This window comes from Amycolatopsis sp. WQ 127309 (assembly GCF_023023025.1).
Taxonomy (GTDB): domain Bacteria; phylum Actinomycetota; class Actinomycetes; order Mycobacteriales; family Pseudonocardiaceae; genus Amycolatopsis.
Window position 1 is genome coordinate 1066360 of the sequence record NZ_CP095481.1, and the last position, 25266, is coordinate 1091625.

Sequence of the window (25266 nt, forward strand, 5' to 3'; positions counted from 1 at the left end):
CACGTCAGGAAACCAGGGAATTCAGTTGCCGCCAGAGCGCGTCGACCAGCCTCGGCCAGGAGACGTCGTCTTCGCGGTAGGCCCCCGACGTGGCCAGGTAAACCGCCTCCAGGAGCTTGTCGACCGGCAGCCCGCCGAATGCCTCACTGCGGCTGACGAACTCCTCGATGATGCGCGACCGGTGCTCGTCAGACGGGTCGAGCATGTGCGCGGCAACCATCGCGGCCAGCTGGCCGACGTCCGGGTCCTTTGTTTCGTAACGCAGGCAGCGGCGGAGGAAGGCCGGCGGGAAGTCCCGCTCACCGTTGCTGGTGATGATGACCACGGGAAAGGCATGGCACCGGACCCGGCCGCCGATGATCTCGGCGGTGGAGTCGGGATCGGCGGTGAACACCTCGACCACCGGCGTCCGCTGCGCCATCCGGATCAGCTCGGGAATTTCGAACTCGCCGTCTTCGAACAGGCTGAGCAAGTCGTTGGGCAGGTCGGCTTCGGACTTGTCCAGCTCGTCGATGAGCAGGACGCGGGGCCGCCTACGAGGCAGGAACGCGGTGCCCAGCTCACCAAGCCGGACGAAGTCGCCGATGGGCGGTTCCGCCTCTCCACCGCCTGCCGACCGGGCGCCGGCCGCCTGGGCACGGCCGATCGCGTCGTAGCCGTACTGTCCTGCTTTCACTGTGGTGTGCGACGTGATCGGCCACTGGAGCACCCGGCCGAGGCCCAGTTCCCGGGCGATCCGGAACGCCAGGCTGGATTTCCCGCTGCCGGGACGTCCCGTCACGAGGAGGGGCCGGCGCAGGTAGAGGGCCGCGTTGACCATGTCGACCTCGTGAATGTCGGCCCTGGGCACCGATTCCGTGCTGGCCGCGCCCAACCGCCGCTTCATTTCTCCGTTGTCGGACGGCACCGAAACCTCGTCCAGGAGCGGCCCGCCGTCGAACTCGCGCCACGGCGGCGGTGGCGGGAGCAGCCCGGCCCGCTCCGGCGCCGGAAGACCGGTGCCGCGGTAGACCCACCAGCCCGGCGGTGTCTCAGGACGCCCGGCCTCGCTCATCCGCGTTCCCTGGCGGCGGGGCCTGCCGGAACGGCGGACTGTCGAGAAAAACGAGTCGTGACGGGTCGTCCCACAGGATGACGAGATCGCGCACCGGCCGCAGATCCACCGGAATGGTCAGTTTCCGGAATGCGGCGCGCCGTGATTTCTGCACCTGGACGGGAAGATCGTTGAGACTGCCGTCGACGAGCCACGTGACCACCTCTCGTAGGAGATCCAGCGAAGCCTCGGGGTGCCATAATAATGCCGGCAGCCCGGACCGCAATCCTGCCGCCAGCTCGTCTTCGCCCGGCCGCGGCCGCAATGACGGCGCTGCCGCGAGAACCATGACAATCCATTGCTCTTCACTCAATATAGCGTCGAGGCGATGCCGCTCCCCTGTGTCGTCCGCCGTGCAGAAATACACCCGTTCGGCCGATGGCTCGGTCGCCATCGCTTCCCAGCGCATTCGCCAGGCCCGGTGCCATTGCGGTGATCGCATCCGTTCCAGTGACCGCAGGACGATCGGATAGTCGAGAAACAGGGGCCGCGGGTCACCGGTTTCGTGCTCCTTGCACCACCGGTGGACCGGGAGGTTCAGCAGCGCCCTCGGCAGGACGAACTCCAGGGCCACTTCGCCGCGATATTCCGCCCACGCCTTTTCGGCGTCGACGACGAGGGTGTCGACGTGCTGCTCGAGCTGGTCGCCCGCCACCGTGTGGAGGCCGCCCCTGGCCGGCGGCCACACCTCGGGATCGTCCTGACGCCAGAAGGAGACCTGGTGCCGGCCGGGATCGATGCCGTCGGGCTGGACGACGATCATCAGGTGCAGTCTCGCCCCGGCCGGAGAATCCGGCTGCGGATCCGCCCGCAGTTCACGCAATCCCGGCTCGGCCTGAAGCCGGCGGGCCTGCAGGGTGTTCCAGGCACGCAATTCGCCGGCCAGTCCCGGTGCGCATTTCGCCGCGACGTACTCGACGAACGCCAGTGCGGGCGGCAGACCGCTCGCCGGAGTGTTGAAATCGGTCAGAACGCAGAACGCCGCCCACGCGTCGCGGACGTCGGACGGCGGCTCGCCCGACCCGGCCGCCCGGCGGACCGACGCGCTCAGCCGCGGCGGGATGAGCCCGGACAACATCGAGCGCAGCCACATCAGTTCCGCATCCGGCAGGAGGTCGTACATCCGCGGCTGGTGCGTCAGCCGCCGGACGTGGTCCGACTCCGGTGTGTCCGGGCGCATCATCCGGACGGCGCCAGCAAGCGCGTTCATTCCGCCGTCGGCCTTCGCGCAGGCGTTGACGACTTCGATCAGGTGATCGCGGCCGGTCACCTGATCCGGGATCGTCAGCTGGAATCCGAGGTTGTCGTGGATCAAGTCGAGCAACAATGCGCGGCCGGCGGGATCGACAGCCAAACCCGCTGTGGCGAGGACGTTCACGATCGCTTCCCGGACCGCGATCGTGGTACCCGGCCCGGCACGGAACTCGCGTCCGGGCCCGTAGCCCCCATCATCGGCCGGCACCTGACGAACCACCTCCCCGACGTCCTCGTGGCCAGGGAACGTGAGTTTACCGATCAATCCCGGCCGGAACAGGGCAAAAGCTGGACAAGCGTTACCGGGTCTGCGGATCCGGCCATACTCCGATGATGATCGACAGGGCTTCGACCTGCGGTGATTCCGGTTCAATGGTCCGGACCGCATCCAAGAGGTCCGACAGTCCGCCGTCGAAACGCTGGCAAGTTCGCGCCAGTGCGATCACGTGCAGGCGGTCCTCTGCGTGATAGGGCACGATTTCGGCGATTTCGCGGCGCCGGAAAACCTCCAGCAGCAATCTCCGGCTTTGCGCGTCACGCACGCAGGGAACCGCCAGCAGAGCTTCGATCAATTCCGGGAACGGGCTCCGCGGCCTCGGGAGGATGCGGTGCGGGGCCGGCGAGGGCACCGTGAGGACGTTTCCCGGGGTGCCGCCCAGCAGGCGCAGCCACGGCTGGGCTGTCGTCTCCTTGACCTCCGCCAGGATCTGTCGGTACGCGTCGGAGTCGGCTGCCGGGTCGTGCTTCACGACCTCACGGTAGAACTCTTCCGAGACGATGATGGCCAGCTGGGCGCCCGTCTGCTTCTGGGCCGCCTTGGCCTCCTCCGCGTCCAGCAAGCGGAACGTGTGGCTGACCGCCGGGCTGATCGAGCCGTGGCTGCCCCGATGGACCTCGCCGGCGTGGATCGCCAGGCGGAGCTGGAGCCCGGCTTCGACCGCGTGCACGGCGTTGTGACGGCGAAGTTCGCCGAGCATCCGCTCGGGCAGCTGCGCGACCAGGTCGGCCTTGGCCGTGTCCGGTGGCAGCAGGAACATCGCGCCGTCGCCGGTGTTCTCGATCAAACAGGCTTCCCACGGGACGCCCGTCTCGGCGAACGTCCGGCGCAGCACGCCCCAGAGACCTTCGTGCACCTCGTGGAGATGAGCGACAGTCCGCTTCGGGTTGTTGTAGCCGACGACGTCCACGGCCATGATCGTCCGGTGCAGCGCGGCTGAATGCACAGGCACAACACCTCCCCACGTCCCGCACTCAGTGTCCCAGACCTGTGCACGCCCGGCCATGTTCGCGCACAGCGTTACGGCGAAACGGGACCTCCTTGTCCTTGTTTCGTCCATAATTCGGCGTGCCAACGAGACGCCTGCACCTGGTGAGCGCGGATGAGGACCACCGTGTCTCGACCATCGAGCTCTTCTTCGACCTGGTCTTCGTCTACGCCATCACCCAGACCACCCAGCTGATGGCCGATCACCTGAGCCCGCTCGGGGTCGGGCAGGGGCTGGCCATGCTCGCTGTCCTGTGGTGGTGCTGGTGCTCCTACGCCTGGCTCGGGACCACCATCCACGTCGACCACGGGATCGCGCGGCTTGCGATGTTCGGGGCGATGGCCGTGATGTTCCTCGTCTCGCTCACCATTCCCGAGGCCTTCGTCGATCATCCCGGTGGGCTGTTCGCGCCCGTGTTGTTCGTCGTCTGCTACGCGCTCGTGCGGCTGCTGCACCTCGTCGCCTACCTGGGCGCGGCGCGGCACGATCCCGGGCTCAAGCGCGTGTTGCTCCGGATGTTCGTCGGACTGCTGCCGAGCGTCATCCTGCTCGGTGTGGCGACGGCGCTGAGCGGGCCGTGGCAGCTGGGGCTGTGGGTGGTCGCGCTGCTCGTCGACTACCTCAACGTCTACCTCACCGGGCCCGACGGCTGGCGGCTGAACTCGCCCGCTCACTTCGCCGAGCGGTTCGGGCTGATCGTGATCATCGCGCTCGGGGAGTCGATCGTCGCGATCGGCATCGGGATCGGGGCGCTGCCGATGTCGTGGCCCGTCACCGGCGCGGCCGTATGCGGGCTCGCGCTGGCCGCGGGGATGTGGTGGACGTACTTCGACGTCGTCGCGCGGGTGTCCGAGCACAGGCTGACGCGGGCGACCGGGCGCGAGCGCGCGAAGCTCGCCACCGACTCCTACACGTTCCTGCACCTGCCGCTGATCGCCGGGATCGTGCTGGTCGCCCTCGGCCTGAAGAAGGCGCTCCTCTACGTCGCCGACACCGAGCACCACGCACCCGGAGAGGCGCTGCACGGCGTGCCGGCCTGGACGTTGACCGGCGGGCTCGCGCTCTACCTGATCGCGTTGAGCTCCCTGCGCAAGCGCAACCTCGGCAGCTGGAACCACCAGCGCCTGGTCATCGCGGTCCTGCTGGTCGCGGCGACGCCGTTGCTGGAACACGTGCCCGCCGCCGTGCTGGTGCTGATCGTCGCCGCGGTCGTGCTCGCGCTCATCGCCTTCGAACGCCTGCAGTTCGCGGAGTGGCGCAAGCAGGTGCACGCCGAGCACTCATGACGACTCGAGCAGCTCCGGGCCGACGACCGAAAGGAGCTGCAGCTTCTCGGCGTCCTCGGTGCCGGGCGTGGCCGTGAACACCAGCAGCACCTGCGCGAGGTCGTCGGTGAACAGCAGCTGGCAGTCGAGGTCGATCTCGCCCAGGTTCGGGTGGACGATCGTCTTGCGCCGCTCCGACGGCACCCCGACCTCGTGCGCGTCCCACAGCTCGGCGAACTCCGCGCTCTTCGCCCGGACCAGCCGCGCGAGCTCGGTGGCCCGGGCGTCGGTGCCGCTCGCCGTCCGGAGGTTCGCCACCAGGAACCGGGCGTGCCGCGGGCGGTAGGCCGCCGGGTAGATCAGCTGCTCGTCCGGGTCGGTGAACCAGCGGTAGACGGCGCTGCGCGCGGGCCCGGTGTAGCCGGTCTCGTCGCCGAGCAGCGCCTTGGCCGGCTGGTTCTGCACGAGCGTCTCGCCGAGGTTCGACATCACCTGGGCGGGGGTGTCGTGCAGCCGGTCCAGCACGCGCATCAACGGCCGGCTGACGTGGTCGCTGCGCGAAACCCGCGTCGGCGCGGTGTGGCCGGCGAGGCGGAACAGGTGGTCGCGCTCGTCGAGGGACAGGCGCAGGCCGCGCGCGATGGCGACGAGCATCTGCTCCGACGGCCGCGGCCCGCGCTGCTGCTCCAGCCGCGTGTAGTAGTCGGTGGACATGCCCGAGAGCGTCGCGACCTCCTCGCGGCGCAGCCCGGCGGTGCGGCGACGCTGCCCCGGCGGCAGCCCGACGTCCTCCGGGCTCAGTGCCTCACGACGGCGGCGCAGGAAATCGGCGAGTTCGGGTCGGTCCACACCGTCGATTATCGGCGCTTCCGGCGGGCGTGCCAGGGATCGCCGATCCCCCGTTCGACGCGCTCTGCCACGGCCCGCCCGTCGCGACGACGCTGAGCGCATGACCACTTCACTCTCCGGCCGCACCTTCGTCGTCACCGGCGCCGCAGGCGGCCTCGGTGCCATCACCGCCCGCGACCTGGCCGCCCGCGGCGCGCACGTCGTGCTCGCCGTGCGCGACCCCGCCCGCGTCTCGCCGCCGCCCGGCGACACCGAGGTCCGCCGCCTCGACCTCGCCGACCTGGCTTCCGTGCGCGCGTTCGCCGACGGCTGGTCCGGCGACCTCGACGTGCTCGTCAACAACGCGGGCGTGATGGCCGTGCCGTACGGCAAGTCCGTCGACGGCTTCGAGACGCACATGGCCGTCAACCACTTCGGGCCCTTCGCGCTGACGAACCTGCTGCTGCCGCACCTGACCGGACGGGTCGTGACCGTGGCGTCCGGCCTGTCCCGGACGGGCAAGATCGAGCTGGACGACCTGAACTGGGACCGCCGTCGCTACTCGCCGATGCGCGCCTACGGCCAGTCGAAACTGGCGAACCTGCTGTTCACGCTCGAGCTGCAGCGCCGGCTCACCGAAGCCGGCAGCAAGGTCCTGGCGGTCGCGGCGCACCCGGGTGTCGCGCGGACCGGGCTCGACCGGCACGCCGGCGGCGTCCAGGCGGTGGTGGTCAAGGCGCTCTACCCGCTGATCACCCAGAAGAAGACGGAGTACGGCGCGCTACCCACGCTCTTCGCCGCGACCGATGACGTCCCGGGCAACGCCTACCTCGGCCCGGGCGGGCGATCCGGGGAGACGCCGAAGCCGGCCCGGCGGCGGCCCGCGGACAGCGACGCCGCCGTCGCGCGCGCCCTCTGGGACGTCTCGGCCCGGCTGACTCACTCGTAAGTGACCCCGCACTGGCGCCGAGCCGCATCCCACGTTAACCTACTCACGAGTAGGTAACGGGATGGAGGGCCACATGGCTGCGCCAAGGAAACGGGACGCGATGGGCTGGGGCCTTTCGGCGCTGACCCGGCTGGCCGGGAGCAAGGTCGTGGATCGGGCCGGGCTGCGCAAGCCCATCGAAGGCCTGGTCACGGCGGGGACGCGCAACGGCTTCCGCGCCGCCGGCGCGGCGACCCGGTCGTTCACGTCGGTGCGGAAGCTGGGCAAGCCCGCCCGGCTCGCGCCGACGTCCGACACCGGGCTGTTCGACCTCACGCCGAGCGAGGACCAGCAGCTCATCGTCGAGACCGTGACGGAGTTCGCCGCCGAGCAGCTGCGCCCGGCCGCCGCGGACGCCGACGCCAAGCTCGAAGCCCCGGAAGGCCTGCTGAGCCGGGCCGCCGAGCTGGGCATCAGCCTGGTCGGCATCCCCGAGGAGCTGGGCGGCGTCGGCACCGAACGCTCGGTCGTCACCAACGCGCTGGTCGCGGAGGCCCTCGCGCACGGCGACCTCGGGCTCGCGGTCGCGGTGCTCGCGCCGTCCGCGGTCAGCACCGCGCTGGTCAGCTGGGGCGACGAGCAGCAGCAGGCGGACTACCTGCCCGCGTTCGTCGGCGAGAACGTGCCCGCCGCGGCGCTCGCGCTGCAGGAGCAGCGGGCGCTGTACGACCCGTTCAAGCCCGCGACGAAGGCGCGCCGGACCCCCAAGGGCTACCAGCTCGACGGCGTGAAGTCGCTGGTCCCGCGCGCGGCGCAGGCGGAGCTGTTCATCGTCTCGGCCGACCTCGAAGGCCGCGGCCCGGCGCTGTTCCTCGTCGAGTCGTCGAACGCGGGGGTGACGATCGAGGCCGAGCCGGCGATGGGCCTGCGCGGCGCCGCGACCGGCAAGCTGCACCTTTCGAGCGTCGCGCTGCCGGCGGGCGCACTGCTCGGCGGCGGCAAGCTCGACGTCTTCACCGAGCTCGTCCGGCTTTCGCGGCTGGGCTGGGCGGCGCTGGCCGCCGGCACCGCGAAGGCCGTCCTCGACTACGTCGTGCCCTACGTCAACGAGCGCGTCGCGTTCGGCGAGCCGATCAGCCACCGGCAGGCCGTGGCGTTCTCCGTCGCCGACATCGCGATCGAGCTGGAGGGGCTGCGGCTGGTCACGCTGCGCGCCGCGTCCCGGGCCGAGCAGGGCAAGTCCTACGCCCGCGAGGTCGCGCTGGCCCGGAAGCTGGCCGTGGACAAGGGCATGCAGATCGGCAACGCGGGCGTGCAGCTGCTCGGCGGGCACGGCTTCGTCAAGGAGCACCCGGTCGAGCGCTGGTACCGGGACCTGCGGGCCATCGGCGTCATGGAAGGCGCCGTCCTTCTTTAGGAAAGGGCTTTGAACCGATGATCAACCTGGAAGCTCCCAAGAAGGCCGGCGCGCTGATCAACCAGGCGTACCAGGCCGCGGCCGAGGTGTTCCGGCCGATCTCGCGCAAGTACGACCGCGCGGAGCACACCTACCCCGCCGAGCTGGACATGTTCGCGGCGCTGCTGGACGGCTTGAACTCCTCCGGTGAAGGCGGCGCGGGGGCCGCGGGCGTCCGGCGTTCCGGTTCCGACGACGCCAAGAAGGGCAACCGCAACGGCGCCAACCTGAACGTCGTCCTCGGCACAATCGAGATGTGCTGGGGTGACGTCGGCCTGCTGCTGTCGATGCCGCGGCAGGGCCTGGGCAACGCGGCGATCGGCTCGGTCGCGACCGACGAGCAGCTCAAGCGCTTCTCCGGGCTGTGGGCGGCGATGGCGATCACCGAGCCCGGTTTCGGCTCGGACTCCGCGGCGGTCACCACGACCGCCCGGCTGGACGGCGACGACTACATCATCAACGGCGAGAAGATCTTCGTGACGTCGGGCGAGCGCGCGGACGCGGTCGTGGTGTGGGCGACACTGGACAAGACGAAGGGCCGCGCGGCGATCAAGTCGTTCGTGGTCGAGAAGGGCACGCCGGGCTTCGAGGTGGTGCGCGTCGAGCACAAGCTCGGCATCCGCGCGTCGGACACCGCGGTGCTGCGCTTCGAGAACTGCCGCGTCCCCGCGGAGAACCTCTTGGGCACGCCGGAGATCGACACGGCCAAGGGTTTCGCGGGCGTCATGCAGACGTTCGACAACACCCGCCCGCTGGTGGCGGCGATGGCGATCGGCGTCGCGCGGGCGGCGCTGGAGGAGACGCGCCGGATCCTGACCGACGCGGGCGTGGTCATCGACTACGACCGCCCGGCCCACACCCAGCACGCGGCGGCCGCGGAGTTCCTGCGCCTGGAAGCGGACTACGAGTCGGCGTACCTGCTGACGCTGGAGTCGGCGTGGATGGCGGACAACCGCAAGCCGAACTCCCTGCAGGCGTCGATGGCGAAGGCCAAGGCCGGCCGCTCGGTGGTGGACATCGCGCTGAAGTGCGTCGAGCTGACCGGGGCTTACGGCGAGGAGTCGCTGCTCGAAAAGTGGGCGCGGGACGCGAAGATCCTCGACATCTTCGAGGGGACTCAGCAGATCCAGCAGCTGATCGTGGCCCGTCGGGTGCTGGGAAAGACGAGTGCTCAGCTGAAGTAGGTCGCCGGCGGTCGGCCTCCGGTACGCTCGCCCGCGGAGGCCGACCTTGACCGAACCCGCCAGGACCGACGACGCCGTGGTGTACGAGCCCGGTGACACCACTCCGATCAAGACGCCCGAGGAGTGGGCCGCCGAGGGGTGGGATTCCGGGCGGCAGAACCCGAAGACCCTCGACGAAGCCCGGGCCGCGCTCGCCGCGCGGATCGCCGCTCACGACTCGCCCGACACCGAAGCCGACTCCGGCGCCTACGACGCGCTGGAGGGCTGACCGTGTACGTCCCCTGGCTCGTCGACGCCGCTCGCAGCACCGGCTACCCCGTCGTCGAGGTCGCCGGGTGGCAGACCCGCGGCCACGGCGGCATGCGCGTCGTCGAAGGCGTCGTCGGGCACCACACCGCCACCGCCGACTCCGCGCCGGGCGACTACCCCTCCCTCGACCTCGTCACCCGCGGCCGCCCCGACCTGGCCGGGCCGCTGTGCAACCTCGGCCTCGGCCGCAGCGGCACGATCTACGTCGTCGCCGCCGGCTGCGCCTACCACGCCGGCGCGTCCCGCTGGCTCGGGTTCCTCGACCTGAACGACGAGTTCCTCGGCATCGAAGCGGAGTCCGCGGGCAACGGCGGCTGGACCGACGCGCAGCGCGACGCCTACCCGAAGCTCGTCGCCGCGCTGCTGCGGTACATGTCCCGCGGCGTCGAGCGCTACGCCGGGCACAAGGACGTCTGCGTGCCACCCGGCCGCAAGATCGACCCGGCCGGCATCGACACCGGCTGGCTCCGCCAGCGCGCCACCACCGGGACACCCGGCACGACAGGAGTCGAGATCTTGGAACGCATCACGGTCACCCCGCCGGACGCGGGTGCGCACACGGTGCGCGTCTTCCTGTCCGGCAGCCCGGGTTCGGCGATCGTCGTCCGGCCGCGGCTGGGCGCCGACGGTTCCGCGAAGCCGATGTGGGTGCCGGGCATCCTCGCGTGGGGTTCGGACCACGCGGGCGTCGGCCACGACCCCGCGCAGCAGCCGGGTTACGACCCAAAGCTGACGTCGCACCGGCGTTACGAGCTGCCGGGCGCGGTGTGGGCGGACGTCAGCTACAGCGCGGCCGAGCCGTTCGACCTCGACCTAGTCGGCTGAGCCGGCGGCGATCCGGTCGTCGAGGAACTCGTCCAGGTAGCGCCACGTCGTGCCGCGGGCCTTGCGGCCGGTCAGGACGCCCAGGTGGCCGCCCGGCGCGGTCTTGAAGCGGACCTCGGGCGCGTTGTCCAGCAGCTCCACCACGCGCTCCACCGACGCCTGGGGCGCGATCGTGTCGTTCTGGCCCGCCACCACCAGCGTCGGGACCTTCACCGTCGACAGCGAGATCACCCGGCCGTTGAGGTCCACCTTGCCCTCCGCCAGGTCGTTGGTGCGGAACAGGCGGTGGTACAGCTGGCCGAACGTGCGGCCCGGGTAGGCGTACATGTTGTCCATGAAGTGGTCCACCGCCTCGATCTGGGCCAGGTAGTCCCGGTCGTCGAGGTTCTTGAGGATCGCGATCGGCTTCGTGATCTCCTTGCTGATGCCCGTCGCCTTGAACACGCGGCTGACCAGATAGGACGGTGCGCCGCCGAACGCGCGGTAGATCGGCGTCAGCAGGTGGCCGCCCGTCAGGTCGACCAGCGGGCGGAACGGGGCGACGATCGGGATCGCCGTGAAGTCCACCGGGGAGCCGATCGCCGTGATCGACGCGATCGGCAGGTCCGGCTGGTCGGCGTTCACCAGCAGCGAGAAGATCCCGCCCAGCGACCACGACACCAGGTGCACGGCCTGGCCGCCGTTGTCGGCGCTGACCTTGCGGATCGCGCGCGGCAGCACCTCGTCGATCCAGTGCTCGATGCCCAGGCGCCGGTCGGAGAACGCGACCATGCCGTAGTCGACGAGGTAGGCGTTGCGGCCGGCCTCGACGAGGTGCTCGATTAGGCTGCAGCCGCGGCGCAGGTCGAAGCAGATCGCCGGCGCGGCCAGCGGCGGCACCAGCAGGATCGGCGGCCCCGACACCGGACGGCTGCTGTGCGTCATCCGGTACACCGAGCGGTTCGGGCCCTGGTCGATCAGCACCCGCGGCATCGGGCGGAGATCGGCGACCCCGCCGTGCAGCACCTTGCCGACCACGTTCGACGCCGCGGCGGCCAGCCGTGCGGGCGGTGAAGCCATTTCTCTTGCCTCCTGGATGTCCCCCGGGGATTCCAGGCAATCCTGCCAGTGCGGACGCGCGCGGCTCAACATCACCACACCTGCAAGCACCCCGCAAGCACGTCCGATTCGGACAGTCGCTGGGCCGTCCGAGTTACTCCGGGCCCGCCCCGGGAGCGCTCTCCGCGGCCCGCGCTTCGTACGCCGCACGGGCCGGGGAATGGGCCGCTGAAGCCAAAAGCCGGTCCGCTTTCAACGTCCGCGCGAGCAGTTCGGCGGCCCGGCGCGGCAGCAGTCCCGTGAGTTTGCCCATAGGACCCAGTGACCGGGGCACGAAGACGTCGAACTTCGGCTTCCGCAGCGCGGCGACGATGGCGTCGGCGACGTCTTCCGGGCTCGCGGACTTGAACAGCTTCGCCTCGCCGAGGCCGCTCGCGAGCTCGGTCCGCACGATCGCGGGCATCACGCAGGAGACGTGCACGCCGGAGCCGTGCAGCTCCAGGTGCACGGCCTCGGACAGCCCGACGACGGCGTGCTTGGTCGCGCAGTACGTCGCCGCGCCCGGAAAGCCCGCTTTGCCGGCGAACGACGCGACGTTGACGATGTGCCCGCTGCGGCGCGGGCGCATCCGCTTCATCGCTTCGCGGGTGCCGTGGATGACGGCGTGCAGGTTGATCTCGAGCTGCCGCCGGGTCGTGGCGTCGCTCTCCTCTTCGAGGCCGGCGAGCGGCATGATCCCGGCGTTGTTGATCAGCACGTCGATGCGGCCGTGCCGGCGTTCGACCTCGTCGAGGAACCCGGTGAAGCCGCGGATGTCGGTGACGTCCAGCGGCAGCGCGTCGGCGCCCAGCTCACCGGCCGTTTTCTCGGCCCGGACCTGGTCGAGGTCGCCGATCACCACCTGTGCGCCCAGCCGGGCGAGCGCCGACGCGGTCGCCGCGCCGATCCCCTGCCCACCGCCGGTGATGACGACGACCTTGCCCGCGAGATTCTCGGCCACGGCGACTCCTTCGTCTGTTGGCAACACGTCAACAGTGTCGCTCCCCGGCCGCGATCGCGCTACCCCACGCGCTGCTCCAGCACCTGACCGGTCCAGCCGTCGACGTCGAACCGCACGGTCGGCTTGAAGCCCTGGCTCTCGTAGTAGCGCTGCAGGTCGCCGTCGCCGCCGGCCCAGCAGTCGACGCGCACGAGGTCGATGCCGCGGCGCTTGGCCTCGTCGAGCGCGTACTCGACGAGCCGCCCGCCGACGCGCTGCCCGGTGAACCGCCGGGAGGTGATCAGCAGCCGCACGTACAGCTCACGCTCGTCGACGGCGGGCACGTGCGGATCGTGGTCCTCGGAGACGATCAGCGCGCCCGCGGGTTTGCCCTCGACCATCGCGATCCGCAGCCCGGGATCGGCGGCCATGCCCTGGACGCGCTCGACCCGCTTCGGAACGCCGCTCCACGGCTCGGTCCCCCACTGCTTCGAGCTGCCCCGCGCGACCAGCCACTCGACGGCTTCGTCGAAGAAGCGCAGCAGGATGTCGGCGTCCCCGGAGTCACCCGATCGGATGACGATGTTGTCCATGCCCCCTGTTTACCGGACCGGGCGCACGCGCGGGCGGCGTTCGGCGAAGGCGAGCGGCTCAGCCCACGCCGAGGTGGCGGGAGATCAGCATCTTCTGGACCTCGCTCGTGCCCTCGCCGATCTCCAGGATCTTGGCGTCGCGGTAGAAGCGGCTCACCGGGTACTCGTTCATGAACCCGTAGCCGCCGAAGATCTGGGTTGCGTCGCGGGCGTTGTCCATCGCGGCGTTCGAGGCCACCAGCTTGGCGATCGACGCCTCCTTCTTGAACGGCTCGCCGCGCAGCATCTTCGACGCCGCCTGGTAGTACGCCAGGCGCGCCGTGTGGGTGCGGACCTCCATGTCGGCGATCTTGAACTGGATCGCCTGGTACTCGCCGATGCGCTTGCCGAACGCGACACGGTCCTTCACGTACCCCAGGCACTCGTCGACGCAGCCCTGGGCCAGGCCCACCGACAGCGCGGCGATCGCGACACGGCCTTCGTCCAAAATGGACAGGAACTGGGCGTACCCGCGGCCGCGCGTGCCGACCAGGTTCGCCAGCGGGACGTGGACGTCCGAAAAGGACAGTTCGTGGGTGTCCGAGCAGTTCCAGCCGACCTTCGAGTACTTCGGCGCGACCTCGAAGCCCGGCGTGCCCGACGGGATGAGGATCGCCGAGATCTCCTTGCGGCCGTTCTCCATCACGTCCGTCACGGCGGTGACCGTGACCAGGCGGGTGATGTCCGTGCCCGAGTTCGTGATGAACGCCTTGCTGCCGTTGACGACCCAGTCGTCACCGTCCTGACGCGCTCGCGTGCGGGTCGCGCCCGCGTCCGAGCCGCCGCCCGGCTCCGTCAGGCCGAAGCCGCCCAGGGCAGTACCCTCGCACAGCGACGGGAGCCACTTTTCCTTCTGCTCCTGCGTTCCGAAGCGGTAGATCGGCATCGCGCCGAGGGAAACGCCCGCCTCCAGCGTGATCGCGACCGACGAGTCGACGCGGGCGAGTTCCTCCAAGGCCAGGCACAGCGCGAAGTAGTCGCCGCCCATGCCGCCGAACTCCTCCGCGAACGGCAGGCCGAACAGGCCCATCTCGCCCATCTTCGCGACGATCTCGTACGGGAACTCCTCCTTCTCGTACAACGCGCCGATCACCGGCGCCACCTCGGCGTGCGCGAAGTCCTCGACCGTCTTGCGGAGGGACTCGTATTCCTCGTCCAGGCGGAAGTCGATCACTGCTGCTCCTCTTGGGGCGTGACTACGGCAAGGGTTTCGTCGAGCGCGACCTGTTGGCCGGCCCGGACGGGGAGTTCGCTGACGACGCCGTCGATCGGCGCGGTGACCGTGTGCTCCATCTTCATCGCCTCGACGACCAGCAGCGGCGTCCCGGCGCGCACGACGTCACCCGCGGCCACCTTGACGACGAGCACCGTGCCCGGCATCGGGCTGACGACCGGCCCGGCGCCGGCGGCCTCGCCGCGCGACGAGAGCGCGAACTCCTGTTCCCCGAAGGGAAAACTCTGCCCGTCGCGCGCCAGCCACACCGTCCGATCGGGACCGGACGCGTGCCGGTACCGGTGGAACACGCCGCCCTGGCGAACCTCCAGCAGGGACCCGTCACGGCGAGCCGAGACGCGCACCGGCGCCGCGTCGTCGACGAAGACGTTCGCGGACGACGGCGTTCCTTCCACCCGGACCACAGCCGACGCCTGGCCGGACTTCAGCCGGAACGTCACGCCGCCGGCCGCGCCCATCCGCCAGCCGTCCGGGACGTCCCACGGGTCCACAACGGATCCCGACGGCTGCAGCTCCAGCAGGCGATCCAACGCGGCCGCGACGAAGAACTCCGCGGGCACCTCCGACGAGACCAATGTGGACAGACGGCGATCGACGAGTTCGGTGTCAAGACGTCCGGAGCGCACGTCCGCATCAGCCAGCAATCCCCGCAGAAACGCGGTGTTCGTGCCGACGCCCAGCACCGCCGTGTCGGCCAGCGCCCGGTCGAGCCGGTGCAGCGCGGCCGCGCGGTCCGGGCCCCAGGCGATGACCTTGGCCAGCATCGGGTCGTAGTTCGAGCCGATCACCGCGCCGGGCGCCAGCCACGAGTCGACGCGCACGCCGTCGCCGGACGGCTCGTGCACGGCCAGCACCGTGCCGCCGGTCGGGATGAACCCGCGCGCCGGGTCCTCGGCGTAGACCCGCGCCTCGACGGCGTGGCCGCGCAGCGAAACGTCCTGCTGTGTAACGGAAAGCCGTTCGCCGGCCGCGACGCGGACCTGCCACTCGACGAGGTCGAGGCCGGTGACCAGCTCGGTGACCGGGTGCTCGACCTGCAGCCGGGTGTTCATCTCCATGAAGAAGAACTCGTCCGGGTTGTGCGCCGACATGATGAACTCGACCGTGCCCGCGCCGACGTACCCGACCGAGCGGGCAGCCTCGGCGGCCGCCGTGCCCATCTTGTCGCGGGTCGCCTCGTCGAGCAGCACCGACGGCGCTTCCTCGATGATCTTCTGGTGCCGCCGCTGCAGGCTGCACTCGCGCTCGCCGAGGTGGATCACGTGCCCGAACGTGTCGGCCATGACCTGGATCTCGATGTGCCGCGGGGTCGTGACGAACCGCTCGATCAGCAGCGTGTCGTCCCCGAACGAACTCTTGGCCTCGCGCCGCGCCGACTCGATGGCCTCGTCCAGCTCATCGGGAGCGTGCACCAGCCGCATGCCCTTGCCACCACCACCGGCGGACGGCTTGATCAGCAGCGGGTACCCGACGTCGGCCGCGGCCGCGGCGAACCCGCCGGCCGGGATGTCCACATCGGACGCTCCGGGCACGACCGGGACACCGGCCTTCGACACCGTCGCCTTGGCGCGGATCTTGTCGCCCATGGCGTCGATCGCGGCGACCGGCGGGCCGATGAACACCAGCCCGGCGTCCTCGCAGGCCCGCGCGAACGCGGCGTTTTCGGCCAGGAAGCCGTACCCCGGGTGCACCGCCTGCGCGCCCGAGGACACGGCGGCGTCCACAATGGCCGGAATGGAGAGGTAGCTGCGAGCGGCTTCGGCGGGCCCGATCCGGACGGCGGTGTCCGCCTCGTGGACGTGCCGCGCCTCGGCGTCGGCGTCGCTGTACACGGCGACGGCGCGGATGCCGAGGTCGCGCAGCGTGCGGATGACCCGCACCGCGATCTCGCCACGGTTCGCGACCAACACTGAGTCGAACATGATCACATCCGGAAGACGCCGTAGTTGACATCGGACAAGGGAGCGTTCGCCGCGGTCGAGAGCGCGAGACCGAGGACCGTGCGGGTGTCGGCCGGGTCGATGACGCCGTCGTCCCACAGCCGCGCGGTGGAGTAGTACGGGCTGCCCTGCGCCTCGTACTGTTCGCGGATCGGGTCCTTGAACGTCTCTTCGTCCTCTGTGGACCATTCGCCGCCGCGCCCCTCGATGGAGTCGCGACGGACCGTCGAGAGGACCGACGCCGCCTGCTCGCCGCCCATCACCGAGATCCGCGCGTTCGGCCACATCCAGAGGAACCGCGGCGAGTACGCCCGGCCGCACATCGAGTAGTTGCCGGCGCCGAACGAGCCGCCGATCACGACGGTCAGCTTCGGCACCCGCGCGCAGGCCACCGCGGTGACCATCTTCGCGCCGTGCTTGGCGATGCCGCCGGCCTCGTAGGCGCGCCCGACCATGAAGCCGGTGATGTTCTGCAGGAACAGCAGCGGGATCGAGCGCTTGTCGCACAGCTCGATGAAGTGCGCGCCCTTCATCGCGGACTCGGCGAACAGGACGCCGTTGTTCGCGACGATGCCGACCGGGTGGCCGTGGATCCGGGCGAACCCGGTGACCAGCGTCGCGCCGTACTCCTTCTTGAACTCGCCGAAGCGGCTGCCGTCGACGATCCGCGCGATCACCTCGCGCACGTCGTACGGTGTGCGCGAGTCGGTCGGCACGACGCCGTACAGCTCGGCGGGGTCGACGGCCGGCGCCTCGGTGGGGAGGACGTCCCACGGGCGCGGCGTGCGCGGCCCGAGCGTCGAGACGATCGAGCGGACGATCCGCAGCGCGTGCGCGTCGTCGTCGGCCAGGTGGTCGGTGACGCCGGACTGGCGCGAGTGGACGTCGCCGCCGCCCAGTTCCTCGGCCGTGACGACCTCGCCGGTCGCGGCCTTCACCAGCGGCGGGCCGCCGAGGAAGATCGTGCCCTGGTTCCGGACGATCACGGCCTCGTCGCTCATCGCCGGGACGTACGCGCCGCCGGCGGTGCAAGAGCCGAGCACCGCGGCGATCTGCGGGATGCCGCGCGCGGACATCGTCGCCTGGTTGTAGAAGATCCGGCCGAAGTGTTCACGATCCGGGAAGACCTCGTCCTGCCGCGGCAGGAACGCGCCGCCGGAGTCCACCAGGTAGACGCACGGCAGGTTGTTGTGGAGCGCGACCTCCTGGGCGCGCAGGTGCTTCTTCACCGTCATCGGGTAGTAGGTGCCGCCCTTGACGGTGGCGTCGTTGGCGACGATCACGCACTCGCGGCCGGAGACGCGCCCGATCCCGGTGATGATGCCCGCCGACGGCGCTTCGTCGTCGTACAGTCCGTTCGCGGCCAGCGGCGACAGCTCGAGGAACGGCGAACCCGGGTCCAGCAGCGTGTCGACGCGGTCGCGCGGGAGCAGCTTGCCGCGTTCGACGTGCCGGGTGCGCGACTTCTCCGGGCCGCCGAGGCGGGCGCTCGAGAGGCGTTTGCGGAGGTCTTCGACCAGCTCCGCGTGGGATGTGGCGTTGCGGGCGTAAGCCTCGCTGTCCGGGGCGGCAGACGTCCCCAGAGCCGGCGTGTCCATGGGCTCCCTCGAAGTTAGCGGTCGTTAACCTCCGTCCCGATGTTAGCGACCGCTAACCTGACTGTCCAGTCGCCCGGACGCCGTGAAGGCCACCCCGGACGCACCGGGATGGCCTTCACGACCGGAGGGGACCGGGTTCAGCCGATGGCACCCCGGAGCGGGGCGTAGTAGCCGCCGGACTGGCCGGCCGCCGTCGGGTGGTACGACTCGATGACCGGCCAGGTGAGGCTGTGCAGGTAGTCGCCGGCCGAGGAGCAGATGTTGTGGCCGGTGAACGCCGACCGGACGTCGACGAACGTCGCGCCCGCCGCCGCCGCGCGCGACGCCGTCACCGACGCCAGCGTGTCGGCGCCCGAGTTGATCGCGGTGCGCTTGGTGTCGCTCAGCCCGACCCAGCAGGAGCCGGGCACGGTGTAGAAGCGCGGGTAGGACAGGACGACGAGCCGCGCGCCCGGCGCCTTCGCCTTGATCGCGTTGTAGGTGTTCGTCAGCAGCGCCGGGAGGGTGTTGTTGACGTAGGTCTTCGCGGTGTTGACGCGGTTGGTGCAGTCCGCGTCGCTGCCGAGGGTGCAGGTCTGGATCACGTCGGTGAAGCCGGCGTCGTTGCCGCCCACGGTGACGGTGACCAGGGTCGCGTTGGCGGGGATCGAGCCGGCCTGGCTGATGACGTCCGGCGTCTTCGCGCCGGAACAGGCCAGGAACGTGAGCGCCGTGCCGGCGTGGGCGTTGGTCCACAGCTGGGCGTAGGCGTTCGAGCTGCGGTAACAGCTCCCGGAGCTGCCGTAGCTGCCGGCCCCGACCCCGGAGGAGTAGGAGTCGCCGAGCGCGGCGTAGACGGCCCCGGCGGCATGAGCGGTGCCCACGACGCCGAGGGTGGACAGGGCGACGGCACCCAGTGCTGTGGTCAGCCGCAGGAGAAAACGTCGCGCGGTACGGATCGGAACCCCCATGGGCCACTCCTTTGTGACAGAACCGATGGGAAAAGCACACCAGGTGAAGCCTTCACAAGGAAGAGCGATTACTCGCAAGTAACCCTCTTGGCCCACTACTTAAGTCAGGTGGGTGGAATTCGCACCGGTCAGCCGTCACCCTCCCGGTCGGCCACGAGGCCGGTCACGCCCGACGGCAGCCCGGCGAGGCCGGTCGTGTCGCGAGGCAAGGCGTACGCGAACAGGTCCCGGGCGCGGCCCTGCAGCGCCGCCTTCAGCTCCTGCTGCTTGCGGTGGGCCGGTGTGATCCCGCCGTCCTTGGGCTCGGTGAAGGTGCGGTGGATCTCGTACAGGGCGTGGTCGACGTCGTCGCTGACCCGCTGCAGCGCGTCCACCTGGATCCGCATCTCGGCGACGTGCCCGTCCGGCATCCGCACGTTCATCTGCAGGTCCCGGTACCCGGATGACTGCGGCTTGGCGAACCGGTCGTCGAAGCTGACGATGTCGAGGTCCTTGTCCCGGGCGACCCGGGCGAGCGCGGCGTAGGCGTCGTCGACCGACTTCACGACGATCGTCCCGGCGGCGATGTCCACCAGCGGGGCGGGGTTGCCGTCGTACTTCTCGTCGATCTTCTCCATGACCCGTTTGCGTTCCTTGAGGGCCGGCCGCGGCTTGTACGTCCCGCCGACCCGGCCGGCCACCCGGTTCCCGACGGTGCCCAGGGTGACCATCGCCCGTTCCGCCTCCTCGTACCGGTCGTCGAGGTACCGCTGCACCGCGGCGTCGTCGCCCGGCGTGCCGCGGAACTCCTGCTGCCGGGCGGCGCCCGGCGGAAGCCCGGCCACCCGCCGGCCGACGGCTCGCGACACCGCGCGGTGCGGCAGCCGCGGCGTGGCGGCCGCCCGCACCGGGGTGCGCAGCGGCGCGGCGGCGTCCTCGACCGCGGACCGCAGGACGGCGATCGAGTCCCGGGCGGCCAGCACGCTCGCCAGCCTCTCGGGGTTCTCGATCAGCGGCGCGGCGAGGTGTTCGTTGGCCGGGTCGTGGAGCACCGCGGCCAGCTCCGGGTTCCCCGGCAGGTTTTCCTGGATGTACTGCCCGACCGGAACTTCGGTGCGGGTGCCACCGGGCAGCTCGACCTCGACCTTCTCGGTCGAGTTCGCCAGCGACCGCTGGACGTCGGGCCGCGCGAGGAACTGTGCGGGCTCATCGGCCTCCAGCCGCGGCTTCGACAGCTCCGGCGCGCGGTACCACGACTCGGGCGGTGTGCTCGCCGGCGTCTTGGCCAGCCGGTTGACCGGCGGCACGGCCAGCGCGTCCAGCCCGGTCAGCACGCAGGCGTCGGCGTGCCCGTCGGCGCAGCCGGGCGCGTCGCGGTAGGCGTCGGTCAGGCCGCGCCCCTTGGCCAGGTCGAAGGCGAGCAGCCCGGCGCCGGTCGCGGCGGGCGCACAGCCGTCACCGCGGACGCAGTCCTCGACGTGCCCGGCTTCGTCGAAGGCGTTGCCGACGTTGTGCTGGTACAGCGCGTACCGGGCCGGCGGCACCTTGTTGACGGCGTCGAAGGCGCGCTGGGCCTTGGGCAGGACACTCGCCGCGACCGGCCGCACCAGCGCGGCACCGGCCTGGACCCCGGGCACCCGCGCGGCCGCGCCCTTGGCCTTCGTCGCGGCGGCCCGGGCGACCTCGGGCACGTAGGTGGCGATCGGACTGGCCTTGGCCGCGGCGAACGCCGCGCTCGCGCCGTCGACGGCCCGCCCGGGGATGGCCGTGATCGCGGGCGGCACGATCCGCCCGGGAACGGCGGTGAGCGCCGGCGGCAGGATCCGCTCGGCGGCCCGGCCCGTCGCCGCGGCGCCCTTGCCGACGAGCCCGGCGAGCCTGCCGACCGGCGCGACCGACAACGCCGTGGTCACGCCCTCCTTCAGGGAGTCGCCGCAGTCGCCGGTGTCCTGGCACTTCTCGCCGGCGCCGTAGAGGTCGCCCTGGCCGAGACCGATGGTCCGGTCGAGTGTGAGGGCGACGGTGCCGCCGAGCGCCTTCCCGACGTCGTCCAGCCCCTCGATCCGCCCGTTGACGACGTTGTCCCACTGCGCGGCGAGGGCGTCGGCGTTGTCGTCGATGTGGGTACGCGGGTGCAGGACGAGCACCGTCCGGCCGTCGGCGGTCTGACCGCGGTCGACGAAGTTCCCGGCCCCGAGGTACTTCATCATCTCCGGCGAGAGCGGCGCTTCGGGCGTGATCGGGTCCTTCACCACGACGACCTTCGAACCGTCCGGGGTGAGGCCGACCGGGATGCCGCCGGGTGCCCCCGGGAACCGCTGCCACTCGACGCCTTCGAGCGTCTCGGCGGCGTCACCGGCGTAGTTCGGCGAGACGACGTTCTTGTTGTACTCGAACGTCGAGGACGGCAGCGCGGTCTCGGGCCGGCCGACGTCGCGGACGTACTCGAGCTGCTGGGCGGCGACCTCGGCCTCGTCGGCGAGGCGCGCGGTGGTCTCCCACGCCCGCACGGAACCGGTCGCGCCCTTGTCCCGGGTGGCGGCGAGGTCGTAGGCACCGTCCCGCGCCCGGCCGGCGTCCTTCGCGACCTGCTGCGCGGTTTCCCAGGCCTTCACCGAGCGCGTGGTGCCGTCGGGCGCGGTGTCCTTCGGCCGGTCACGCTCGATCTGGGCGGCGAAGCGATCGTTCTCCCGGTCGGCGTCCTTGTTCTCGGCCTGCTGCTTCGCGTCCCGGACGATCTGGTTCTCAAACTTCCGGGTCTCGCGATCGTCGTCGGACTTACGCTCGTCGGCTTTGTCCTTCTCCTGCTTCGCGTCCCGCTTGACGTCGTTCTCGAACTTCCGCGTCTCACGGTCATCGTCGGACTTACGCTCGTCCGCCTTGTCCTTCTCCTGCTGCTTCGCGCCCCGCTTGACATCGTTCTCGAACTTCCGCGTCTCACGATCGTCGTCCGACTTACGCTCGTCCGCTTTGCTCTTCTCCTGCTTCGCATCCCGCTTGACATCGTTCTCGAACTTCCGCGTCTCACGATCGTCGTCCGACTTACGCTCGTCCGCCTTGCTCTTCTCCTGCTTCACGTCCCGCTTGACATCGTTCTCGAACTTCCGCGTCTCACGATCGTCGTCCGACTTACGCTCGTCCGCCTTGCTCTTCTCCTGCTTCGCGCCCCGCTTGACATCGTTCTCGAACTTCCGCGTCTCGCGATCCGCGTCCTTGCTCTTCTCCTGCTGCTTCTCATCGCGCTTGATGTCGTTCTGGAACTTCCGCGTCTCCCGGTCCGCCGCTTCGTTCGGCGTCTCGGCCTTGACCGGGGCCTTCGCGGCCGGTTTGGGGGCGGTCGTGGCCGGGCTGCCGTCGATCGGGCCCACCGGGATCGGGCGCGCGTCCGCGGTTCCCGAGCACCACACCGCGAAGAGCGCGGCCATCGCCGCTCCGACCGCGACCTGTCCGGCCACCTCCGCGCAGTCCCTGACCTTCGACCCCGTGCTGATCGGCTCCATCCACGCTCCTCCGGCTTCCGTCCGGGCCGCCGAACCCGGCGACCTGTGCTCGAGCGGCAGCGTGGTCCGGCGGGATCCATCCGCGATCCACCAGCGCTACATCAGCCGGGGAACGCCACGGCCTGTGATCTGCGTCATAGACGCTCACCAGGGAAGTTAGCGACCGCTAACCGGCCACCCCTAATATGGCCGGATGGCGGCGAACCCGACCCCCCTCGTGAACGGCGAGAAGGCGAACAGACGCGAACAGATCATGTCCGCGGCCGCCGAGTTGTTCGCCCACCACGGCTTCCACGGCGTCGGCATCGACGACATCGGCGCCGCGGTCGGCATCTCCGGCCCGGCGCTCTACCGCCACTTCCGCAGCAAGGACGCCATCCTCGGCGAGATGCTGAACTCGATCAGCCGCTACCTGCTCGACGGCGGCACCGCGCGGGCGAGCCGGCCCGGTGAACCGGACGACACGCTGAGCGGGCTGGTCCGGTTCCACGTCGATTTCGCGCTCGAGCACCCGGCGCTGATCACCGTCCAGGAGCGCAACCTTGCGAACCTCACCGACACCGACCGCAAGCAGGTGCGCGCGCTGCAGCGGCAGTACGTCGAGGTGTGGGTCCGCGCGATCCGCGACGCGCTGCCGGAGCTGGGCGAACGCCAGGCCCGGTCGGCGGCGCACGCCGTGTTCGGACTGATCAACTCGACGCCGTACAACCGCCATCTCGGTGATGCCGAACTCGCGGAACTGCTCTGCCGCCTCGCGCTGGGTGCGTTGCGCGCGGCCGGATGACCGACCCGGATCAAGGTATCCCCATGAGCGCCGTCGCTGGTGTTTGATGGGGCACGTGGACCCGGACTGGAGCGAGCCGGAACGGCAGCTCGTAGAGAAGGCGCAGCGCGCGTTGACCGCGCTGAGCCTCGGCAACGACGCCGTGGCGCTCGGCGAGCTCGCCCCCACGGCCGCCGAACCGCAGGCCCGCGCGGACGAGACCAAGGACCTGATGCTGCTGTTGTTCGGCGAGTGCAGCGCGATGGTCGCCACCCTGGGCGACGGCGGCAGCGCGCCGGTCAAGGTCCAGGTCTTCGACGAGGACGGCGAAGAGGTCTCGATCGACCAGGCCGACCCGCCGGTGCGGACGGCCGTGCGGACGCTGCTCGCCGAGGTGCACGGCAACACCGAAGCGGCGCAGGAGCAGGTCGAGATCGCCCTGGCCAACGCGGCGCCCGACGAGGTCGACAGCCTGGTGCTGCAGGCCCTGCGCTGGACGATCCGGCTGTCGGTGGAGTGCCTGGACCGCGACCTGCCCGTGGCGCCCTGGATCTCGGAAGCCGTCTCGGACTGAGGGCGTCACTTTCGCAAGGAAAGATACGTCGGAGGGGGGTCCGGACGCATCTTTCCCTGGGAAAGTGACGTGTCTACGCCGGGCGCAGGGATCGCACGATCGGGGTCAGGTACAGCTCCGCGACGCGACGGCGTTCGACGTCGTCGTCCACCGGCAGCACCGTCTCGGGCGTGAGCACGAGTGAGACCACGATCCGGATGAGCAGCTCGGCCATGCCGTCGATGTCGTCGTCCGGCAGGCTGAGGCGGCCCGCGGCGACCTCCGCGCGGAAGTGCGTCGCGATCCGGGCCCGCGCGGCCGCGAACAGGCCGCCGGCCTGCACCGTCAGGTGCGGCAGGATCAGCTCCGGTTCGGTGCGCAGCAGGCGGTTGAGCAGCCGGTGGCCGCGCAAGTAGACCAGGGAGAAGCTCAACCCCTCGATGAGCTTCTCCTCCGGCGTCGGCTGCGCTTCGAGGACGGCGTCGACCTTCGTCAGGAACCGCTTCATCTCCCGCAGGATCAGCGCGTTGAGCAGCTGGTCCTTCTTCGGGAAGTACCGGTAGATCGTCACGCGCGAGAGCCCGACGCGGCGCGCGACGTCGTCCACGGTGAACCGGCGCAGCCCGAAGTCCTCGGCCTGGGTCAGGGCCGCGCCCATGATCCGCTCGGACGTCTCGTCACCGGGCAGCTCGGCGTCGAGCGCGTGCTGCAGGAGGTTGCGCATGGGGCAACCCTAGGCTGCTTTACAACTTGACGGAACTTGTTTCATGCGTTCTCCTGTTTCAGGACACGGGGAGGCACGTATGGGTGATCGTGAAGCGACGGCCGAGAGGCTGCTCAAGTCGAGCGCCCGGCTCTCCTACGACCCGGACGTCGACGTCCACTGGGCCGCGCCGCTCGACGAGGACCAGTTCTTCATCCCCGAACGGCTGGTTTCGCTGTACGGCACGCCGTTGTGGGACACGCTGACGCGCGCGCAGCGGATCGAGCTGTCACGCCAAGAGCTGGTCAACACCGTCAGCGTCGGCATCTGGTTCGAGATCATCCTGATGCAGATGCTGCTGCGCGCGTCCTACCGGCAGGACCCGACGACGCGGCACGTGCACTACGCGCTGACCGAGGTCGCCGACGAATGCCGGCACTCCACGATGTTCGCGACGCTGATCGAGCGCGTCGGCGGCCGGCCCTACCGCAACAACCGCTGGCTGCAACGGTCCGCGCAGGCGCTGCCGCTGATCCTGCACGGGCCCGCGATGTGGGTGGCCACGCTGATCGGCGAGGAGATCTTCGACGCGCTGCAGCGCGAGCACCTCGACGACGAGTCGGTGCAGCCGGTGGTGCGCGCGGTGATGCGGATCCACGTCACCGAAGAGGCGCGGCACGTCCGCTACGCGCGTGACGACCTGGTCCGTTCGCTGGCCGGCGCACCGTGGTGGCGCAAGGAGTTCACGCGCATTGTCGTTGCCGCGGGCGCGTTGCTGATGTCGCGGCTGCTGTCCCGGCCGCGGCAGTACCAGCGCGCCGGGCTCGACCCCGCGGTGGCCGTCGCGGCGGCGCGGTCGAGCGCGCACCGGCGGGAGACGCTCTCTTTCGGCGCCCGGAAGCTGGTGCGGTTCCTGCGGGAGAACGACCTGATCGGCGGGCCGAGCGCGGTGCTCTGGCGCCGCGCCGGGATGCTCTAGGAGGGAAAGCC

Annotated in this window: 22 protein-coding genes; 9 read left to right on the forward strand and 13 right to left on the reverse strand. The window is 70.5% G+C overall.

Annotated elements, in window-relative coordinates:
* Positions 1-4: 4 nt before the first annotated feature.
* The 3 genes from MUY22_RS04435 to MUY22_RS04445 all read right to left on the reverse strand — a co-directional run bounded on the left by MUY22_RS04435 (position 5) and on the right by MUY22_RS04445 (position 3540).
* Positions 5-1054, reverse strand: coding sequence for a MoxR family ATPase (locus tag MUY22_RS04435; protein WP_247057329.1), 1050 nt, complete (start codon positions 1052-1054; stop codon positions 5-7).
* Entirely contained in the window at positions 1032-2471 is a 1440-nt protein-coding gene (locus tag MUY22_RS04440; RefSeq protein WP_247057331.1) for a hypothetical protein, read from the reverse strand. Before MUY22_RS04440 ends, MUY22_RS04435 begins: the two co-directional genes overlap by 23 nt.
* 175 nt (positions 2472-2646) lie before the next feature.
* Entirely contained in the window at positions 2647-3540 is an 894-nt protein-coding gene (locus MUY22_RS04445; RefSeq protein ID WP_247063637.1) for a hypothetical protein, read from the reverse strand.
* 152 nt (positions 3541-3692) lie between these two features.
* Between MUY22_RS04445 and MUY22_RS04450 the strand changes: the two genes are divergently transcribed.
* The gene (locus MUY22_RS04450) at positions 3693-4898 is read left to right on the forward strand and encodes a low temperature requirement protein A (protein ID WP_247057333.1); all 1206 of its coding nucleotides are present in this window, start codon (positions 3693-3695) and stop codon (positions 4896-4898) included.
* Here MUY22_RS04450 and MUY22_RS04455 read toward each other — a convergent pair.
* Entirely contained in the window at positions 4893-5726 is an 834-nt protein-coding gene (locus MUY22_RS04455; RefSeq protein ID WP_247057335.1) for a helix-turn-helix transcriptional regulator, read from the reverse strand. The genes MUY22_RS04450 and MUY22_RS04455 overlap by 6 nt on opposite strands.
* Positions 5727-5826: 100 nt before the next feature.
* Between MUY22_RS04455 and MUY22_RS04460 the strand changes: the two genes are divergently transcribed.
* From MUY22_RS04460 to MUY22_RS04480, 5 genes are all read left to right on the forward strand, one after another.
* Positions 5827-6654, forward strand: coding sequence for an SDR family NAD(P)-dependent oxidoreductase (locus tag MUY22_RS04460; RefSeq protein WP_247057337.1), 828 nt, complete (start codon positions 5827-5829; stop codon positions 6652-6654).
* Between the two features lie 100 nt (positions 6655-6754).
* A complete protein-coding gene (locus MUY22_RS04465) occupies positions 6755-8050 on the forward strand; it encodes an acyl-CoA dehydrogenase family protein (protein WP_247063639.1) in 1296 nt (431 codons plus the stop codon).
* A 17-nt stretch (positions 8051-8067) separates the two neighbouring features.
* Complete coding sequence (locus tag MUY22_RS04470) at positions 8068-9273, forward strand: acyl-CoA dehydrogenase family protein (protein ID WP_247057340.1); 1206 nt, start codon at positions 8068-8070, stop codon at positions 9271-9273.
* Positions 9274-9319: 46 nt separating this feature from the next.
* Positions 9320-9541, forward strand: a complete 222-nt coding sequence (locus MUY22_RS04475) for a hypothetical protein (protein WP_247057342.1) — start codon at positions 9320-9322, stop codon at positions 9539-9541.
* Between the two features lie 2 nt (positions 9542-9543).
* The gene (locus MUY22_RS04480; RefSeq protein WP_247057344.1) at positions 9544-10407 is read left to right on the forward strand and encodes an N-acetylmuramoyl-L-alanine amidase; all 864 of its coding nucleotides are present in this window, start codon (positions 9544-9546) and stop codon (positions 10405-10407) included.
* Here MUY22_RS04480 and MUY22_RS04485 read toward each other — a convergent pair.
* The 8 genes from MUY22_RS04485 to MUY22_RS04520 form a co-directional block, all read right to left on the reverse strand.
* A complete protein-coding gene (locus tag MUY22_RS04485) occupies positions 10396-11466 on the reverse strand; it encodes an alpha/beta fold hydrolase (protein WP_247057346.1) in 1071 nt (356 codons plus the stop codon). The genes MUY22_RS04480 and MUY22_RS04485 overlap by 12 nt on opposite strands.
* A gap of 133 nt (positions 11467-11599) precedes the next feature.
* A complete protein-coding gene (locus MUY22_RS04490) occupies positions 11600-12445 on the reverse strand; it encodes an SDR family oxidoreductase (RefSeq protein WP_247057348.1) in 846 nt (281 codons plus the stop codon).
* Positions 12446-12504: 59 nt separating this feature from the next.
* Positions 12505-13017, reverse strand: coding sequence for a GNAT family N-acetyltransferase (locus MUY22_RS04495; RefSeq protein ID WP_247057350.1), 513 nt, complete (start codon positions 13015-13017; stop codon positions 12505-12507).
* A gap of 58 nt (positions 13018-13075) precedes the next feature.
* Positions 13076-14230: an acyl-CoA dehydrogenase family protein gene (locus tag MUY22_RS04500; protein WP_247057353.1), complete on the reverse strand. Its 1155-nt coding sequence runs from the start codon at positions 14228-14230 to the stop codon at positions 13076-13078.
* Positions 14227-16212 (reverse strand): acetyl-CoA carboxylase biotin carboxylase subunit, encoded by a 1986-nt coding sequence (locus MUY22_RS04505; protein ID WP_247057355.1) that lies wholly within the window; start codon positions 16210-16212, stop codon positions 14227-14229. Before MUY22_RS04505 ends, MUY22_RS04500 begins: the two co-directional genes overlap by 4 nt.
* Positions 16213-16214: 2 nt before the next feature.
* On the reverse strand, positions 16215-17828 hold the full coding sequence (locus tag MUY22_RS04510) for a carboxyl transferase domain-containing protein (protein ID WP_247057357.1): 1614 nt from the start codon (positions 17826-17828) through the stop codon (positions 16215-16217).
* A 137-nt stretch (positions 17829-17965) separates the two neighbouring features.
* On the reverse strand, positions 17966-18778 hold the full coding sequence (locus MUY22_RS04515) for an SGNH/GDSL hydrolase family protein (RefSeq protein WP_371827581.1): 813 nt from the start codon (positions 18776-18778) through the stop codon (positions 17966-17968).
* Between the two features lie 128 nt (positions 18779-18906).
* Positions 18907-22257 (reverse strand): hypothetical protein, encoded by a 3351-nt coding sequence (locus tag MUY22_RS04520; protein ID WP_247057359.1) that lies wholly within the window; start codon positions 22255-22257, stop codon positions 18907-18909.
* Between the two features lie 193 nt (positions 22258-22450).
* Here MUY22_RS04520 and MUY22_RS04525 point away from each other — a divergent pair, with 193 nt between their 5' ends.
* Both MUY22_RS04525 and MUY22_RS04530 read left to right on the forward strand, forming a co-directional pair.
* The gene (locus tag MUY22_RS04525; RefSeq protein WP_247057361.1) at positions 22451-23041 is read left to right on the forward strand and encodes a TetR/AcrR family transcriptional regulator; all 591 of its coding nucleotides are present in this window, start codon (positions 22451-22453) and stop codon (positions 23039-23041) included.
* Positions 23042-23087: 46 nt separating this feature from the next.
* Entirely contained in the window at positions 23088-23594 is a 507-nt protein-coding gene (locus MUY22_RS04530) for a hypothetical protein (protein ID WP_247057363.1), read from the forward strand.
* A gap of 73 nt (positions 23595-23667) precedes the next feature.
* Here the strand turns inward: MUY22_RS04530 and MUY22_RS04535 are convergent, their stop codons facing one another.
* Positions 23668-24297: a TetR/AcrR family transcriptional regulator gene (locus tag MUY22_RS04535; RefSeq protein ID WP_247057366.1), complete on the reverse strand. Its 630-nt coding sequence runs from the start codon at positions 24295-24297 to the stop codon at positions 23668-23670.
* A 79-nt stretch (positions 24298-24376) separates the two neighbouring features.
* On the opposite strand from MUY22_RS04535, the gene MUY22_RS04540 reads away from it, so the two are divergent.
* Entirely contained in the window at positions 24377-25255 is an 879-nt protein-coding gene (locus MUY22_RS04540) for a diiron oxygenase (RefSeq protein ID WP_247057368.1), read from the forward strand.
* Positions 25256-25266 lie beyond the last annotated feature (11 nt).

Excerpts from the sequence above, each read along its gene's own strand:
- MUY22_RS04435 (WP_247057329.1), bottom strand. The coding sequence starts at position 1,054 with ATGAGCGAGGCCGGGCGTCCTGAGACACCGCCGGGCTGGTGGGTCTAC.
- MUY22_RS04445 (WP_247063637.1), bottom strand. The coding sequence starts at position 3,540 with ATGGCCGTGGACGTCGTCGGCTACAACAACCCGAAGCGGACTGTCGCT.
- MUY22_RS04460 (WP_247057337.1), top strand. The coding sequence starts at position 5,827 with ATGACCACTTCACTCTCCGGCCGCACCTTCGTCGTCACCGGCGCCGCA.
- MUY22_RS04465 (WP_247063639.1), top strand. The coding sequence starts at position 6,755 with ATGGGCTGGGGCCTTTCGGCGCTGACCCGGCTGGCCGGGAGCAAGGTC.
- MUY22_RS04470 (WP_247057340.1), top strand. The coding sequence starts at position 8,068 with ATGATCAACCTGGAAGCTCCCAAGAAGGCCGGCGCGCTGATCAACCAG.
- MUY22_RS04485 (WP_247057346.1), bottom strand. The coding sequence starts at position 11,466 with ATGGCTTCACCGCCCGCACGGCTGGCCGCCGCGGCGTCGAACGTGGTC.
- MUY22_RS04495 (WP_247057350.1), bottom strand. The coding sequence starts at position 13,017 with ATGGACAACATCGTCATCCGATCGGGTGACTCCGGGGACGCCGACATC.
- MUY22_RS04505 (WP_247057355.1), bottom strand. The coding sequence starts at position 16,212 with ATGTTCGACTCAGTGTTGGTCGCGAACCGTGGCGAGATCGCGGTGCGG.
- MUY22_RS04510 (WP_247057357.1), bottom strand. The coding sequence starts at position 17,828 with ATGGACACGCCGGCTCTGGGGACGTCTGCCGCCCCGGACAGCGAGGCT.
- MUY22_RS04515 (WP_371827581.1), bottom strand. The coding sequence starts at position 18,778 with ATGGGGGTTCCGATCCGTACCGCGCGACGTTTTCTCCTGCGGCTGACC.
- MUY22_RS04520 (WP_247057359.1), bottom strand. The coding sequence starts at position 22,257 with ATGGAGCCGATCAGCACGGGGTCGAAGGTCAGGGACTGCGCGGAGGTG.
- MUY22_RS04525 (WP_247057361.1), top strand. The coding sequence starts at position 22,451 with ATGGCGGCGAACCCGACCCCCCTCGTGAACGGCGAGAAGGCGAACAGA.
- MUY22_RS04530 (WP_247057363.1), top strand. The coding sequence starts at position 23,088 with ATGGGGCACGTGGACCCGGACTGGAGCGAGCCGGAACGGCAGCTCGTA.
- MUY22_RS04535 (WP_247057366.1), bottom strand. The coding sequence starts at position 24,297 with ATGCGCAACCTCCTGCAGCACGCGCTCGACGCCGAGCTGCCCGGTGAC.
- MUY22_RS04540 (WP_247057368.1), top strand. The coding sequence starts at position 24,377 with ATGGGTGATCGTGAAGCGACGGCCGAGAGGCTGCTCAAGTCGAGCGCC.